This window comes from Paenibacillus sp. AD87 (genome assembly GCF_001659845.1).
Classification (GTDB): domain Bacteria; phylum Bacillota; class Bacilli; order Paenibacillales; family Paenibacillaceae; genus Paenibacillus; species Paenibacillus marchantiae.
The window spans coordinates 2009106-2026697 of the sequence record NZ_LXQN01000007.1; the positions used below are offsets into that span (position 1 = coordinate 2009106).

12 protein-coding genes and 1 riboswitch are annotated in these 17592 nt (G+C 44.7%); all 12 genes read left to right on the forward strand.

Translation table 11 applies throughout. The annotated features are described in order from the left end of the window. The first annotated feature begins 111 nt into the window (after window positions 1-111). The 12 genes from gpAD87_RS09060 (at window position 112) to gpAD87_RS09115 (ending at window position 17560) form a co-directional block, all read left to right on the forward strand. The gene (locus tag gpAD87_RS09060) at window positions 112-1410 is read left to right on the forward strand and encodes an NCS2 family permease (protein WP_063563691.1); all 1299 of its coding nucleotides are present in this window, start codon (window positions 112-114) and stop codon (window positions 1408-1410) included. A gap of 671 nt (window positions 1411-2081) precedes the next feature. Then, window positions 2082-2621 carry a cysteine hydrolase family protein gene (locus tag gpAD87_RS09070; protein ID WP_082935048.1) on the forward strand — a complete coding sequence of 180 codons (540 nt, stop codon included), beginning with the start codon at window positions 2082-2084 and terminating at the stop codon, window positions 2619-2621. A gap of 108 nt (window positions 2622-2729) precedes the next feature. After that, window positions 2730-3458, forward strand: a complete 729-nt coding sequence (locus gpAD87_RS09075) for an aldo/keto reductase (RefSeq protein WP_231952482.1) — start codon at window positions 2730-2732, stop codon at window positions 3456-3458. A gap of 334 nt (window positions 3459-3792) precedes the next feature. Next, window positions 3793-4737, forward strand: a complete 945-nt coding sequence (locus tag gpAD87_RS09080; protein WP_064637664.1) for an ABC transporter permease — start codon at window positions 3793-3795, stop codon at window positions 4735-4737. 15 nt (window positions 4738-4752) lie between these two features. Then, the gene (locus gpAD87_RS09085) at window positions 4753-5682 is read left to right on the forward strand and encodes a carbohydrate ABC transporter permease (protein ID WP_063563695.1); all 930 of its coding nucleotides are present in this window, start codon (window positions 4753-4755) and stop codon (window positions 5680-5682) included. 108 nt (window positions 5683-5790) lie between these two features. After that, entirely contained in the window at window positions 5791-7272 is a 1482-nt protein-coding gene (locus tag gpAD87_RS09090) for an ABC transporter substrate-binding protein (protein ID WP_157258522.1), read from the forward strand. Between the two features lie 174 nt (window positions 7273-7446). After that, complete coding sequence (locus tag gpAD87_RS09095; protein ID WP_064637668.1) at window positions 7447-9174, forward strand: sensor histidine kinase; 1728 nt, start codon at window positions 7447-7449, stop codon at window positions 9172-9174. 3 nt (window positions 9175-9177) lie between these two features. Next, entirely contained in the window at window positions 9178-9939 is a 762-nt protein-coding gene (locus gpAD87_RS09100) for a response regulator transcription factor (protein WP_064637670.1), read from the forward strand. A gap of 7 nt (window positions 9940-9946) precedes the next feature. Continuing rightward, entirely contained in the window at window positions 9947-11485 is a 1539-nt protein-coding gene (locus gpAD87_RS09105; protein ID WP_064637672.1) for an ABC transporter substrate-binding protein, read from the forward strand. A 215-nt stretch (window positions 11486-11700) separates the two neighbouring features. Continuing rightward, window positions 11701-11905, forward strand: a riboswitch (cobalamin riboswitch). A gap of 169 nt (window positions 11906-12074) precedes the next feature. Then, window positions 12075-12248, forward strand: coding sequence for a hypothetical protein (locus tag gpAD87_RS31770; RefSeq protein ID WP_157258434.1), 174 nt, complete (start codon window positions 12075-12077; stop codon window positions 12246-12248). Window positions 12249-12787: 539 nt separating this feature from the next. Beyond that, window positions 12788-15088 carry a copper amine oxidase N-terminal domain-containing protein gene (locus gpAD87_RS09110; RefSeq protein ID WP_064637674.1) on the forward strand — a complete coding sequence of 767 codons (2301 nt, stop codon included), beginning with the start codon at window positions 12788-12790 and terminating at the stop codon, window positions 15086-15088. A 183-nt stretch (window positions 15089-15271) separates the two neighbouring features. Further along, window positions 15272-17560, forward strand: coding sequence for a preprotein translocase subunit SecA (locus tag gpAD87_RS09115; protein WP_064637676.1), 2289 nt, complete (start codon window positions 15272-15274; stop codon window positions 17558-17560). The last annotated feature ends 32 nt before the right edge of the window (window positions 17561-17592 follow it).

A 17592-nucleotide genomic window follows, 5' to 3' on the forward strand; every position in this document is an offset into this window, starting at 1 on the left:
ATCCTAATGACGAATATAGGAGCGGTAATATTACAATCCTATTACGATGATTAGGATTTTTTTTGTTTTTGCTCTGGAGAATAATTTGAAAGTTGGAGGCTGGCTTTAATCATGGACAATTGGTTCAAACTAAAAGAAAGAGGTACGACTGTTTCAACAGAGATCATCGCAGGGATCACGACTTTCTTCACAATGGTATACATAGTTATCGTAAACCCAGGAATACTCAGCAGCACAGGAATGGACTTTAACGGAGTATTCATTGCTACGGTGTTGGCGAGTATTGTGGCGACGCTGATTATGGGAATCGGGTCCAATTATCCGATTGTCATAGCGCCTGGCATGGGTCTGAATGCATTCTTTGCCTATAGTGTAGTTGCTGGATATGGGGTGTCTTGGCAGGTTGCACTAGGAGCTGTATTTATAGCAGGGCTTTTGTTTATTATTTTATCGCTTACTTCATTTCGTTACATGCTGCTTGATGCCATTCCTGCGAGTCTTAAGCACGCAATAACAGCAGGGATCGGATTGTTTATTACAACGGTCGGCCTGCAAAATTCCGGGATTATTGCCGATTCAGAATCAAATTTGATTACGATCGGGAACTTGGCAGAGCCTATGACTTACCTGACCATTATCGGTTTGATTATCACTGTTGTGCTTATGGCTTACAATGTAAAAGGTTATCTGTTCATCGGAATGGTGGTAACAGCGGTTCTTGCCTGGATCATGGGACTATTTCAAATGCCGGAGTCAATTGTATCCTTGCCTCAAGGCCTCACGTCAACGGCTTTCCAACTGGATTTGGCAGGCGTATTCTCTAATGGTTTGTATACCATCATATTCACGTTCCTGTTGATCACGCTGTTTGATACGACGGGGACAATGCTCGGCGTTGCGGAACAAGCTGGACTGCTGAAGGAAGGTAAATTTCCGCGCTCACGCGGCGCCCTATTGGCAGATGCCGTAGGGACTACCACTGGCGCTTTGCTCGGAACGAGCCCAACATCGGCTTATATCGAGTCCAGCACAGGGGTGGCTGCAGGAGGAAGAACAGGACTGACGGCGGTCACGGTAAGTGTGCTGCTTGCTCTTACTTTGTTCTTTACACCTATCGTAAGTGTCATATCAGGTATCCCGGCGATCACTTCTCCGGCACTGATTATTGTTGGTTACTTTATGATTAGCGTAATCAGCAAAATCAATTGGAAGGATCTCGAAGAAACATTTCCTGCCTTCCTGATTATCATACTTACTCCGTTGACGCACAGTATTGCGACAGGCATCGGCGTAGGCTTCATTTTCTATCCGGTACTCAAGCTGCTTCGCGGAAAGGGCAAGGATGTTCATCCGATATTCTACATTTTTGCGGTATTGTTCTTCATCCAGCTTGTATTCCTGGACCACTAAGAAACTGTTTAATCCAAAAAAGGAGAACTGCTTATAAAGGCAGTTCTCCTTTTTTATATGTAACCCTCGGTTTAATCCTTTAGAGAAGAATTCTTCTTCGTATTTAATACCTCAAATGCTTCTATTAAAAAATCCATAGTATGCTTAGGCAACAACGACTCATAGGGTTTTACGTTTTTATACAGTTCTTCGTTATTTACCTCGTCATTGAAAATGAGATTACGTAATGGAGTATCTGCAAATATACCGTGCAACTGCTGCTGTATGAAAGGATGGTCTGGTTTAAGATCCTTTACGATAGCTCGATGGACAAGCAATAACAAATTGTAAAGTTGTCCATCCAAGTACGTTTGCTTAGAGATATCCTCTGGAAACACCTGATCAATAATATCTATAGAGACATATTATACGTTCAATTAATGCTAAAGAACAATCGATTGCTTCTCTCCGCTGTCGAAGTGACTCTTCTTGAACTCTAATTATTTCATTGAAAGAATATTTCGGATTATGTTTAAAAAAACAAAGTTCTTGTCCCAAACAGAGGGCAAGAGGGCAAGAACTTTGTCTCATAACTGATTAGGTGTAAAAAATAATGAATATAATTAAACTTACTGGCAATTCTAACCTCAAGAAATGAATAAAGAAGTATCCAGGATGAGGAGGGGATAGTTTTGATTTACAAGCCAGCTTTATTGATCATAGATATACAAATCGGATCATTTATGAATCCTCTCTTTATACATAACAGTGAAAAATTATTAGATAATATCAAACAACTTATTACGTGGGCCCACATAAGTAAGATTCCAGTCATACTTACGCAGCATAATGGGAAATTAGGGACGCTTACCTCAAAAAAATCCTCAGGGTGGAGTCTTCATCCCGCCTTACCCTTGATCGCTCAAGATATGAAAATTGAAAAGGACTTTCCAGATTCATTTCAAGATACCACCCTTGAATCACATTTAAATCAGCTAGACGTTAATCAACTGCTGGTCGCAGGAATTCAGACTGAGATATGTGTTGATGCGACATGTCGTAGAGCATTTAGCTTGGGATATGACGTTATTTTAGCCAAAGATGGTCACAGTACTGCGGACTCTTCCTTTTTAATTGCAGATCAAATCATTACACATCATAATATCCTTCTACAAAACTGGTTTGTTTCTTTAAGCGATACCCAGGATATCATAATGTCGATTTCACGATGAGACCCTTCGTGAACACCTTTGTGAGACGGATCTAAAACTTAAGGACTTAGAGCAGTTTCGTGGAGAAATCCAGTCCTTTATTCATTATTTTGAGCAGTGGTTGCCGCGTTGGATGCTGGAATTGCTCATTTAAATACGGCTGATTTTTATAGCAGCGGACATAACGAAATGCTTATTGGCGAGGCACTTAAAGGCAGCCAAAGAGAGAAGGCTTTTTTATCTGTAAAGTTTGGAGCATTAGTGGCGCCAGACGGATTCATGTACGGCCTGGATGTTAGGCCTAAACATATAAAAAATTATCTGGCCTACACGCTAAAACGGTTAAACGTAGAATATATCGATCTTTATCAGCCTGCCAGGTCCGATTTGGATATCCCTGTTGAAGAAGTAATTGAAGCCGTTTCCGATATGGTTCAGGCTGGATATGTCAAACATATCGGATTGACTCAAGTTGATGCGGAAACATTAAGAAAGGCGAATTCTGTTTATCCAATTAGGATGGTAGAGTATCAGTATTCTCTGTTCAATCGAAAGATTGAACAGGACATTTTGCCAATTGCTAAAGAATTAGGCATTGAAGTTGTAGCATTTGGAACCCTGGCCCATGGATTGCTTGGCCGCACTTTTTCAAAAGATAAAGTTGATCCCAGCAATGCCCATATCACACTATTCTCCGAAAACAATATAGATAAAAACCTTTCTCTTGTTGAAGCTTTACTTGAAATATCTAAGGATTATCAAATGACAGTGGCACAGCTTGCTATTGTGTGGGTTTTAGCTAAAGGCGATGAGATTATTCCACTAATTGGTGCCAGGACAGTAAATCAGCTTAAGTAATCAATCCGGTCTCTGGATGTCCAATTTATTAAAAGTGACCTGAAAAGAATTGAAGCCGCAATTCCAGAGAATGAAATAGCAGGTGGGAGTTTCCGCAGATGAATTTTAAAAATGGTGTTGTGGTTCGTCCGTAAGTTAATAGATAGTTCCAGACCTTGAGGGTGGTAAACTCTCAAGGTCTTTCTTATATTCTCTCACCCAGTATCGATGTTAAATATACTGAAACCTATTGTTTTTTGACTATTATCTAACGTTTTTGATCTAGGAATCATCTGGTGATTTACATAGAATTACAACTAATCGAGGATAGGTTCTACAAGAAGGGAAGAATGATATGGGAGCAAAAGTCACCCGCAAAAGAGTACGAACACGCTGGCGCAAGCATGATACCGAGCTCACGCTGCTCGTGCTTCCGACCACAATCTGGTACATTTTGTTCAGCTTCTTGCCGATGTTCGGTGTCATTATCGCTTTTAAGAATTTCAAGATTCACGGGAATTTTCTCAGTAATGTTATAAACAGCGACTGGATCGGGTTCAAAAACTTTGAATTCCTGTTCAGTTCGAACGACGTCTGGATCGTAATTCGCAATACAATCGGTTACAACATGATTTTTATTATTCTGGGTATCATCGTGCCTGTGTCACTTGCATTGATGGTTGGACAGCTGCACAGCCGCAAGGCAGCCAAGATCTATCAGACGATGATGTTTCTCCCGTATTTCCTATCTTGGGTTGTCATTTCCGCGGTGCTTTGGGCATTCTTGAGCTATGACAAGGGGATTGCCAATCAAGTTCTGACCCATTTCAACCAGGATCCAAAAAATTGGTACATGGAACCATCGTATTGGCCTTATCTCCTTGTGTTTATGAACATGTGGAAGGGCCTCGGCTACGGGATGGTTGTCTATTTGGCGACAATCACAAGCATGGATTCAACATATTACGAAGCGGCCGTTATTGATGGCGCTAGCAAGTGGCAGCAGACACGGTATATTACGCTGCCCTTGATGAAATTTGTTATTGTGCTGATGTTTATCCTGTCTGTCGGAGGCATCTTTTCCACGGATTTCGGTTTGTTCTTCCAAGTGCCACGGGACTCCAATTCTCTCTATAACGTGACCACGACGGTCGATGTGCTTGTGTACAAACAACTCAAAACCGCGACGGTCGGTATGGCGTCCGCTTCTGCCTTCATGCAATCTGTACTGGGCTGCGGAATGATCCTATTCGCGAACTGGATCGTTCGCAAAGTTGATCCAGAAAGCGCACTGATTTAGAGAGGAGGCAGGAAGATGTCAACACAATCAAGCTACGATTCCGGTCTTGAAAAGTTTAACCGAGTCGGCAAAGGAACGAACATTTTTTTTCACCTCATCTTTATCATTTTAGCTTTGTTATGCGTAGTCCCTATCGTCGTGGTGCTATCTATTTCACTGTCTAGCGAAGCATCCATTCGAGAGACCGGTTACCAACTCCTGCCGTCGGCATTCTCGGCTGAGTCCTACAACTATATCGTTAAGCAGGGCTCGATGATTGTACGTGCGCTCGGAGTCTCCGTATTCGTTACGGTAATAGGCACGCTGATCGGCGTACTGCTCACCACTACGATGGGTTATGCATTGTCCCGTCCCCAATTTAAGCTAAAAGGACTTTTGACATGGATTGTGTTCATCCCGATGGTTTTTAACGGCGGTCTTGTCTCCAGCTATTACATCAATTCGACGATGTTGGGATTAAGCAATACAATCTGGGCGCTGATTTTACCATTAGCCGTTTCTTCCTTTAATGTCATCATCTGCAAAACTTTTTTCAAGACGACCATTCCGGACGGGCTGATCGAATCGGCTGAAATTGACGGAGCAGGTCAATTCCGCATCTTCTTCACAATCGTGCTCCCGATCTCACTGCCAGTTCTAGCGACGATTGGTCTGTTTCTCTGCTTCTCGTACTGGAATGACTGGTTTCAATCGATGTTGTATATTGACGACCAAAGCTTGTATTCGCTGCAGGCGCTACTGAACAGCCTGATGAGCAACGTTGATGCGCTGGCTAAAAACGCCTCGACGATGGGCATAAGCTACGCCGAGCTTGTCGCCACCATGCCCAAAGAATCGGCACGTATGGCTGTTGCGATCATTATTGTACTGCCCGTTGCTCTGGCCTACCCCTTCTTCCAGAAATACTTTATCTCCGGTTTGACGGTGGGTGCAGTTAAGGGATAAATCGAAATAAATCTGGAAATTTCAGGTTTATCATAATTTTTTCGCAGGATCGGTGCGTGTTAACTTAAGGGAGGGAATAGAGGAATGAGGACAAGGTTTAAAGCATGGATGAAAACTCCGCTTTTGATTGGAGTGGTAACGCTGGCTATCTTTGGTTTAACAGGCTGTTCCGGCTCAGACAACAATAACGCTTCAAACAACACGTCAGGGGAAAACTCAGGATCGAATGCAGGCGAAGGTTCCGGCGAGGTACCTACGCTGGTGTGGTGGACGATCGGCGGACAAGTGCCAGCCAATTTTGATAAGGCAATTGAGAAGATAAACGAATATACGGCAGAGAAGATTGGTGTGAAAATCGATCTCCGCGTTGCCAGTTGGGGCGATTGGGACACGAAGATCAATACGATTGTAAACTCCGGTGAAGCTTTCGACATAATGTTTACGAATAACGGAAAATACAGTCAACAGGTCAACATGGGCGCATTCACGGATATTACCAACCTTGTGCCAAGTACGGTACCGGACTTGCACAGCTATATCCCAGAATTGGTGTGGGATGGAACGAAAGTCGGTGGCAAGATTTACGCTGTTCCAACGTACAAGGATTCTTCATTAACCCAGTACTGGGTGTTTGACGATGCGCTCGTGCAAAAGTACAATGTCGACCTCGGCAGCATCAAGACACTACAGGATCTGGACAAGCCATTCCGTGATATCAAGGCTGGTGAAGGCAAAGGGTTCTATCCACTGTCCTTGACTCAGGGAGAGGGCATTAACGGTTTCTTTAATGACTATGACGATATGACTCTCGGCTTTCAGCCGATCGGCGTCAAGGCCGAAGATGAATCCCGCACAGTCGTTTCTGTTCTAGAACAACCGGATATACAGGAAAAGCTGAAGCTCATGCATCAATGGTACAAGGACGGCATTATCAATCCGGATGCGCCGACCAAGATCGAGGCCGACCCTTATCGCCCGTTCTTCAGTGCGCAGGCGTTCCCTGGTGCAGAAGTGAATTGGCAGATCTCTGCGGGTATTGATAAATACGACATGGTTCAAATTCTAGGTCCGATCTATACAACCAGCACAATCCAGGGATCCATGAACGCAATCTCTGCCAACTCCAAGTACAAGGAAGAAGCGCTTAAATATCTGGAACTGGTAAACACCGACTCCAAGCTGCGCAATATGCTTGCCTATGGCGAAGAAGGTGTCGATTTCGATTATGTAAACGATAATACAGTTGAACGGAAAACGGACTCGTGGCCGCTGGCGGCCTATACGCAAGGAACGTTCTTCAACATGGCTGTCACGAAAGGCGCACCCGAAGATCAGTGGGATCAGGTCCGTAAGCTGAATGAAGCAGCCACCTCATCTTCGATCCTTGGCTTTGCACTGGATATTAGCGAACTCGGCACTGAAGTAGCCAATGTGAAGGCTGTATGGAACAAATACAATTATGAGCTGATCACTGGCGCATCCGATCCGGAAAAAAAGATACCGCAAATTATAGAAGAGTTGAAGAAAGCTGGATTGGATAAGATTATGGAAGCCGCACAAGAACAGATCAACGCATATTTCAAATCATAATCCTTGAGACTTGCGACAATAACCCGAACGGAGCCGTTGTGGCCGTTCGGGTTTTCCAATCTTACTGGAGACATTTGCATTTAATTTGAGTTTATAACGGATTGATTTGTCCGACAAATAGCTATATGGTAAAACTATAAGTCTCAATATAATCCAACTGCTAAGGAGAGCTGCATGTTTTCCTTCTTTCAAATCAAAATCTACCGCCGCAAATTTATTGCTTACGCGATTTTTACGTTATTCATGGGTCTGATTTTAAGCCTATTGACCACGCTTGTTTTGCTGCAGCAGTGGTTAGAGAATGCGCAGAATCAAGCGGCAGATGCATTCTCCCGGGTTGAAAGCATTCTTCAAAACGATGCTGAGCGGATCGAAGCCTATTTACAGCGAGTTTACTCCAATAACGGTCTGGTGGCAGACGTTCGTTATTTTCTCGCCAACAGCGCGGAAGGTTATCTGACGGGAAGACTCCAGAACAGCCGCTATGATCAGCCTCTCGCATCGTTTCCAGAGGATGTGAAAGCTTTTCTCGGCAGTGGGCAGGAAGATATTATCCAGGTGAGTCTGCATACCGAGGAACGAGGCAACGTAGTACGTTTCGCCAGTAACGGTGCGACGAGCTTTTTGTTTAATCTGCCTAACACGGATGATATATTTCGAGAGACAATCCAAAGAGGTTTCGTCATCCGTAAGCAGCTGCTGGACGAAAATCAAATCTCACGCCAGCTCGGTGAGTTTCGTTTTTTGGTCAGCAGTGATGTATTATTCAAAGGCGTGCAGAACAATCAATGGATCGAAAACGGAGTCGTCAGCGCGGCTGGGGATGTCTATCTCATGGACGTTGGAGGCAGAGCCACCCAGGAATTATTCATAAAGGCTGCTTCAAAAGAACGTAGCAAGGGCTTTCTGCAGTTAGGCAAGCTGGACCGCGTGTTTTATGTGACCCATTCGTCCAATGCTTACGACTACCAATTCATCAGTATTGTAGACATGGCAGTGCTTTTCCGGCAAAAAGCCGGCATGCTGATTACCGTGTTCTTGATCTTTTTGGCAGCTATGGTCAGTTTTCTCCTGTTAATCGGATACAATCTTCGTGAAGACGCAGGTTTTTTGCAACGAATCATCTATTCCATCCAACGTGTAAAATCCGCCAATTTTACGCCAATCAGTCCGACCCGCTATCGAAAGAATGAGTACGGAATGATCGCGAGGGAACTCGACGATATGACGCATCAGCTCAACCAACATATTCGAACCGAGTACTTGCTAAAACTGAAACAGAAGGAAACAGAAATGAAAGCGCTTCAAAATCAAATTAACCCTCATTTTTTGTACAATACACTTGAAATTATCCGATCGTTTGCGTTGGCGGGCCGCGCGGTTGATACGGCTGAAGCGGTAGCTACACTGGGCTCGTTATATCGTGAAATCGTGAAGAACGAAGATATTATTCTGTTGGGCAGTGAGCTAGCTTTGCTTGAAAAATACTTAAAGATCATGGAATTTAAATATCCGGACAAATTCTATTATCAAATCAATGTGGACCTGGGACTGCTGTCTCTACCTACCGTTAAGTTCTGGATGCAGCCGCTCGCCGAGAACTTTTTCGTACACGGCTTCCATTCGGACCACGAATTTAATCTGCTTGTTGTGAATGGATTGGAAAATGCCCACTCATACGTATTGGAGATTGTAGACAATGGGAACTCGATCTCGGAAGAACGATTAGCTGATATCCGCCGCAATCTGTCTTTTGTCGGGGACTCGGCATCGGAGAGCATCGGCCTACGCAACGTTTATACACGGCTTCATTTTTTCTATGGGAAAGGCTTTACCATGCAAATTGAAAATAATGTGGAAGCTGGTGTCAAAGTTACCTTAACCATAGCGAAGGAGGCATAACGTATGTACAAACTTCTAATCGTTGATGACGAGCCGCTAATCCTGGAAGGAATCAAGCGAACGCTGGATTGGGAAATGCTTGGCTTCAGACAGATCGAGACCAGCGAAACCTATGGGGATGCGCTAACAAAGGCCGTGGAGTTTTGGCCGGACCTAGCAATCTTTGACGTTTGCATTGGCAAGGATCGCGGCTATAACGCCATTCACAAGCTTAATGAACTCGGGCTCCCGACTACCTATATTATGATGAGCGGTTATGGTGAGTTCGAATACGCCCTGGAGGCTATTCATTGTGGGGTTAAGGATTATCTACTCAAACCCGTTGAGCGAGCAAAGCTTCAAGCTCTGATTGAACGAGTCATCGTCGAAAATTTGAACGGTACGCTGGAGGGAAGAAATCTGAGCCACCGTGATATAGACCCCATATTGGAAGTGCGCTACGACAGTTTATCCAAGCTAACCAACCGCATTTTGCTAATGGTTAAGGCTGAATACAATCAAAATCTTAATCTCAAAGAGTTGGCGAGCCGTTTTCGCATGAACGGAACCTATCTTGGACAGTTGTTTCTGAAGGAAACCAAGATGAAATTTTCGGAGTACCTTATGGCTTACCGGATGTTATGTGCGCGAGATCGTATTCAGGCTACAAACGAGAAGATATCGACGATTGCGCTTTCCGTCGGTTACGCCAATCTAAACTACTTTTACACGCATTTCCAAGCCTACTTCAGCAAATCGCCTTCCGATCTGCGGAGAAAGGAGTAGTTCAGAAATGATAAATTCATGTATCTGGAATAGATTTATCAAGTCTGTCCTGATTACAATGATGTTGACGCTGCCTCTGTCCGGGTGTATCTCCATATCGGGCAAGAACGAGGAATTCGACAAAAATATCAACACAGTGAATCTGATTTATTATACGCTTGGCAATTCTGATCCGGATCTGAAGATGGTAAACGATAAAATCAATGAAGTGTTGGCTCAAAAAATCGGAATCACTATTACATATATCAAGATTGGTTGGCAGGAGTACAATGACCGGATCAATACGCTAATTTCGACGGGAACTCCTTTTGATATCGCTTTTACCACGGATTACTCAAGCTATGTTCAACGGGGAGCATGGCTGAGACTGGACAGCTACTTATCCAACTTCGGCAAGGATATGTACGACGCGATCGACCCCGTTCTATGGCAGGGCGTTCGCATGGAAGACGGCGGCATCTACGGTGTGCCCACGAATAAGGAGCTTGCGGTCCGTATGCAATGGATGTATCCGGAGACGCTTGTCCAAAAGTATGACATCGATATTACAAAGTACAACACCCTGGAGTCTCTGGATCCGCTGTTCCAAATGATCAAGGAAAAGGAACCCTCCTATCAGTTGATGGAGATGGACAAGGATTCCCAGAACTTCTTCGCCATGTACGGTTACGAATATGTGCTGGACAAACCGCTACCGCTCATGGTGCGTTCTCTGGATCCCGACGCGCATGTGATCAATATATTTGAGACCAAGGAAGCAAGGCAGGTGCTGGATACACTCCGCAGCTATTACGTCAAGGGTTACATCAATGAAGACGCGGCCCTGCGGGAGAGCCAAAATCTCAAACGCGAAGAAAGGGTTTTCTGGAAATCTGCGGGAGGGGGACCACTTTCGGAAAACAGCTGGAGCAAGGATCGCGGCTATAAAGTTGTTGCTTATCCTGTGACCCCGCCACTAATCACGACGGAATCTGTTCGCGGCGGGATTATGGCAATAAACGCAAAGTCAGCGCACCCCGTTGAAAGCGTAAAGTTTTTGAATTTGCTCAACACGGACCCGGAGATCCGCAATCTGTTTAATTACGGTATTGAAGGTGTGCATTATACGTTGGACAAGAACGGGCAGGTGCTGCTGAAATCTTCCGGAGACAGCGGCAATGATCCGGTATCAGAAGTCGGCTATGAAGGTGTGCAGTATACACAAGGAAACTGGTTCATTCTCAAAACGATCGGTGGAAAATATCCCGATCCGTTGGATAAGTGGGATCAGTACCGAGCAGCAAACGCGGAATACGTTACATCGAAGTTGCTCGGATTTACGCCGAATTTAACCAGTATGTCCATTCAGGTCAACCTCATAAAAATGGTTTGGGAAAAGTACTATCCAAGCCTGATGACCGGCAGTGTGGATGTGGACAGGGTACTGCCCAAATTTAATGAGGAGCTGAAGCAGGCAGGTCTGGACGAGGTGCGGACAGAAGTGCAGAGGCAACTTGACGTTTGGCGTGTTGATCAGATGAAGGAAATGCCTTTCGGTAAACCATAACAGCAACAGACATGCCGGAGGCACCCTCAAAACTATGTTTCAGAAATTCTTTCTTTATGCTAAAAGTAATGGCATTCACAGTGTTCGTCACAAAGCTCACTAACTTATTTGCCAATTGAAAGGGTGTTCAGAATGTGGTATATACTCCTTTGTAATCGAACGCTTGTATTTGTCTTTCATTGTCGAGTAAGATGTAAGAGATTTTAAAATACCCAAATTGCATATCGGAAACAGGTGTCTGGTCGCAAACATTACTTGTCGGCCAAACTTAAAAGGGAAGTCGGTGCGATGCCGACGCGGTCCCGCCACTGTGACGGAGGAGCAGGCAGCCTACTTAGCCACTGATTGAGATCAATCGGGAAGGCCGCTGCCATGTGACGATTCCGGAGCCAGGAGACCTGCCTGTTTCGACAGCACTGCTGTACCTACGGGAGATAGGAAGGTGTTAGATGAACCGTCATAATTTGCATAATTATGGAGGCGTCTTTCCCTATGCTTTTTCAGGGGAAAGACGCCTTTTTTGGTTGTCTACAGATGTCATGAGTACAGATGTCCACAAGGATGTGGGTTATGAGGAGGGAGTCCATCAATGCGGCATGAATTAGTCCATTTTTTGTCTCACGTAGAAAATGAACAAACGATGATCAGAGTCATTAGAAATTTAAATGCCGATGCATATGGCGACCTGCTTCATCATCTGGAATATACATCTCCAGACACACAAGAGCGCTGGCAGAAGATACTACGAAAAGTACTATGTTAGATTTGCTAGAAGTAGGACATTACAGAACATTCTGGCTGGTAAAATCGATGAGACAACGTTCCAAAAACAGCAACAAGACATTCGTCTGAAACATAATCATCTGCGAAAGTAACAGGAAAAAGGAATTGAACTCATTCTAGTCAATGATTCTAGTCATATTCTAAAACGCCAAAGTTTTGGGGACTAATTTCGATGCATAAAGAACGTAAGAAAAATCAATTGTCGAGGGAGAAAACGATTGTTCCAATTCAAAGTCGCTATATTATAGCGGCTTTTTGTATTACTACGGTTAGAAAGTAATGTTAATGAAGGCTTATACGTTTAGGCTATCTGCTCCTTAAAAAGCACCCTTTTGAAGACTCTTAAATGATTCTTTTATAATCCATTTGTTAAATGAATAGCATTTCCATTGAAAACAGCTGAACACGATCCATAATTTACAAGTTTACTAGAAACTTTTTCCTAAATCTAGCGTCTAATAGTATGACTTTTTGAGAGGATAACAATTACTTGGGAGCAGAAGGAGCCAAAGACAAAGCATGAATATGAAGAAGAAATTGTCCATTTTTACCGCTTTAGCCGTTTTTCAAGCATTTGCAGTCGGTTCAGTGAGTGCGCAATCAGCATCGCAAGATGACACAGCATCAGTAAATACGGCCAAAGTAGAATCGGTTGAGGTATTGAAGCAGGAGCAGCAGATCGCTGAGCGTGAAGTAAAGACAGGGAGCAATAATGCATCCACCAATACTCCGTCCACTAAAGGAAAAGAAACCGAAACTTTGACAGGCACTGAGGTAACACCTAAAACAGATATCGATAAATCCGCCATTGATGGCGAAGAGTCGACTACAAACGAAACGAGTACGAAACCTGTAAATCAAGAGGGAACCCCTGAGGATGTTGAAACGCCAGCTACGCCTGCTCAAATAGAGCAACCATCTATTGGTGGAAATTCTGCCGTTGCAGCAGGCGGCAATCTGACGTTGTACATGAATAGCAACAAAATGGAGCAGGATGGCAAAACGTATCTGGCTGGCCAGCCTATGACTGTAAAAAACGGCGTATCCTATGTTGCGATCCGTGCACTGGTGGACCGTGTGGGATACGGGGTCAAATACGATAACAAAACCAAAGAAACGATCATCATTAGTGGTGATAATGAGCTCCGATTCAAAACCAACAGCACGGTCTATACCGTAAATGGAGAGTCCAGAACGATGAAAGGCCCTGCTTATCAGCAAAAAAATACGTTCATGGTGCCGTTAACTTCCATTACTCAAGCTCTGAACATCACCTATAAAGTGAATCAGTCGGCTAAAACGGTTGTGCTGAATCTCAATACTAAACCCGTTGCAAGCTTTGTGATTTCCCAAAAGGAAATTTTTGCGGGCGATAAAGTGGACTATGTGACTTCTTCCAGTTCTCCAAATGGTCTGGATATCCTAGATGAACGCTGGACAGGTCGTCAGGAATCATTTGATCAAGCGGGTACATATACGATTTCATATCAAGTACAGGATTCCAATGGTCAATGGAGCGATCCCTATTCGATGACGATTCAAGTACTGAGTCCTAATCTTCCTCCTGTAGCCATGTTCACTACAGACAAGGAACAATATAAAATGGGCGAAAAAATAACATACATCGACCAAAGTACAGATGATGAAAACAGTATTGAAAAAACGGTATGGGAAAACAATTCGCTGGCCTTCTTTGAACCCGGTCCAAAAACGGTAACACTCACCGTTACTGACAATCACGGCGCGACGAACATGTACTCCAAAGTTATAACCATAACCAATGAGACATTATATTCATTTTCCGATTTCAATTTACTCTTCACGCCGGTAGGACAGAAATTCACCTTCAACGGTGGCGAAGTGACTTCTATGGAAAAAGTACCTTATACGTACAGGGATGAGCCAAGTCTGCTGATCCGCAGCAACAGTCCTGAAACGGTTAATACGGAAGGCATCGTATATAAAGAATCATCTTCAGGGCAGACCCGTTTCATGATTCATCATGTTAACAATACAGGCAAAAGAGTAAAAATGTATGTTATTGCAACCAATAACAACCCCAATCCGGTCGTATTCGAACAACAAAATATGGGCTTTGCCGGGCCTACACCGTATGCTACCGTAGCTGGGAAACTGTCGATTGATAAATGGTTCAAATCGATTCAGACCGGAGCCGATCAGAAGAAAGAAGTTATTCAACCTGGAGAAAGCAAACTGATTTTGACCGAGCTAAATAAAACTCCGATGAAAGAAGGACAAGTGATCTCACTCTATTCGGATGCTTATAGTGATTATTCCCTGGACTATAACGTTATCCTCGTCGAAGAAAATAAAGATCCGTTCGAGACTTTACCAATGCTGCCTGTGCTTGATCGTGACGGTGTGCACAATCGTGGAACGTACCCGAATGCGACTCGTATCATTACGTATGATCAGCAAGTGGGAGCCAAAGCAGCTCGTCTGCCACTGGGTGATAACGCAAGCGATCCCAATCTGGTTGGAACAGATCCAATGGCTTACACAGACGCATCCAACGCGGGTAATTTTGGCGTATTGTACAAAATCACGTTGAACAATGTGGCTCCACGTACGTTAATCTCGTTTAACCCTCGTGGAGGGAAGTACTCAGGAGTTGCTCTAGTGAACAATCAGGTTGTATCCATTGCCGAAGGTAACGTTGCTGTTAGCAATTCAAGTGAACAAAGCGTTCTTTACCGCACAGGGGCAACTGGAGAGGGCGTAACGATTCTTTTCTCTGCCGCGCCAGGAAGCAACCTGCCGGTCAATCTGCTCTTTACACCGCTCCCATCGGAGAAATGATGTAGTTGTCTCTCATAAGCTAGAACGGGAATGAATGATTGGGTTGGCGTATTAACTATCGAAAGAAGGACTCCATAAGGAGTCTTTTCTTTTCACTGGGGATATGAGGATATACGGAATGGATGCTGCTTAAAAAGCCATATTTAAAACCGCTTATTTCTACTGAGGAGGAATCAAATTCCGATGAATGTAGTCGTCAAGTTGATACGTGAATTCAAGGAGCGCGATACCCGGCGTTTGTTGAAAGATTATCGAGACAAAGTGGAGCTTATCAGGAAACGGAATTTGGAAGCTTGGGAAGATCAGCGTCTACAAGTGGAATCCCTTCGGCTGCAAGAAGAAGCACGATCAGGCACGCATTTGGATGAGCTGCTTGTTGATGCTTATGCGTTAGTCTGCGAGGCTGCGAAGAGAACACTCGGATTACAGCCTTATGATGTCCAGATTATGGCTGCTATCGCTTTGCACGAGAGATTTTTGATCGAGCAGCATACCGGTGAAGGAAAAACACTCTCTGCTGTTATGCCTGCTTATCTCAACGCGTTGACAGGCGAAGGCGTTCATGTACTCACTTTTAACGACTACTTGGCAAATCGAGATGCGGAGTGGATGGGTCCGATCTACCGCTTCCTCGGATTAACGGTAAGCTCGGTTCAAGCGGGCATGAGCCTGTTGGAGAAACGGGAAGCGTACGCCAAGGATATAACCTATGTTACGGCTAAAGAAGCAGGGTTCGATTATTTGCGTGACACAATAGCATTAAATGAAGCTGATACCGTACACCGTCCTTTCCACTACGTCGTCGTCGACGAAGCGGATTCACTGCTTCTTGATGAAGCGCGGGTGCCGCTAGTCATTAGTGGCGATTCGAGTGCTTCCAAGAATGACGGTATTCTTTTCGCAGAAGTGGCCCGGCAACTGCAGCCAGCAGAGCATTACGATTTTGACGAGTTCCAGCGGAACGTTTACTTGAATGATGCCGGTGCTGCGAAAGCGGAGTTGCTGCTGGGATGCGGCAATTTGTACGATAGTCATAATAGTCATTTGTTAACGTCATTGAATTGTGCACTGCATGTGGAATCAATACTAAAAAAAGACGTCGATTACATCGTCCGGGACGGAGAGATCGAGCTAATCGAAGAACATACCGGCCGTGTGGCCGAGAACAGGTATTTGCCGGACGGGCTGCAAGCCGCACTGGTGGCGAAAGAAGGGTTGCAGTGGAAGGCCGGCGGGAGAATTCTCGGTACGATCACTATTCAACATTTCATTAGCCTGTATTCGGGAATTTGCGGAATGACGGCTACGGCGTACGCTTCAGCAATGGAATTCGAAGATATCTATGCGCTGCAGGTCGTGCAAATTCCGCCAAATAAGCCAAACATACGGAACGACCACCAGCACCGGATTTACACCCATAAAGAAGTCAAATATAAGGCGCTTATACAAGAAATCTCTTCCGTCCATAGGGTGGGGCGCCCCATTCTTATTGGTACGTCAAGCGTCGAGGAGTCTGACATGCTGGCGGAGGCGCTGGCGATTTCCGGCGTACCTTGCCAGGTTCTGAATGCAAAAAATGATGCGAAAGAAGCCGAAATCATAGCTAAAGCGGGAGAAATCGGGGCTGTAACGGTATCTACGAATATGGCAGGACGCGGCGTCGACATTCGTCTGGGCGGCGGTAATCCCGCTCAGGCAGAAATGGTTGCCAAACTGGGCGGATTATACGTGATAGGTACACATGTGAACGAAAGCATGCGGATAGATAACCAGCTGCGCGGGCGTTCTGGCCGCCAAGGTGACCCGGGAGCTTCCGTATTTTATATAAGCCTGGAAGACGAGTTGATGCTTCGCTTCGGCATTCATAGACTGTTTCGCGCTCCCAAGCAGGATGAGGCTCTTGATGATGCGGCGCTCCGCAGCAAAATCGAGCATATTCAGCGCGTTATCATAGGCCAAAACTTCGATATTCAGCGGGAATTGAACTGTTATTCGGATATGGTGGAGGATCAGAGGCGAATTCTATACGAGGAGCGGCTGGAAATATTGAAAGGTGAGAGGAAGATGAGTCCTTCAGAGCAGCGGGTACGGCTTTTTTATATCGACGAGTTCTGGGCTGACCATCTGGCATACGTTTCTTACATTCGGGAAAGCATCCATCTCCTGAGTATTACCAGTCGCAACCCGATCGACGAGTTTCATACGCAAATCACCCAAGCATTCGAGCAAATTCCGGCTAAAATAGATCATGAGTCGGCGAATATGCTTAGAAAACTCGGAGGTTCGAATGATCCGGCGAAATGGGAACAGTTCGGTCTGAAGAGTCCTATTTCGACTCGGACTTATATGATCAACGATCAATACAGCCAAGATAAGCGCAGCTCATGGACCGGAACGACCGTATTGGCTTTTTGGGGCAGTAAGATTTTGAAGATGGTACTGTGGCCGGTACATAGGATGTCAAAATATTGATGGAAGCGTGACGATCGATGAACAGTAGAGAA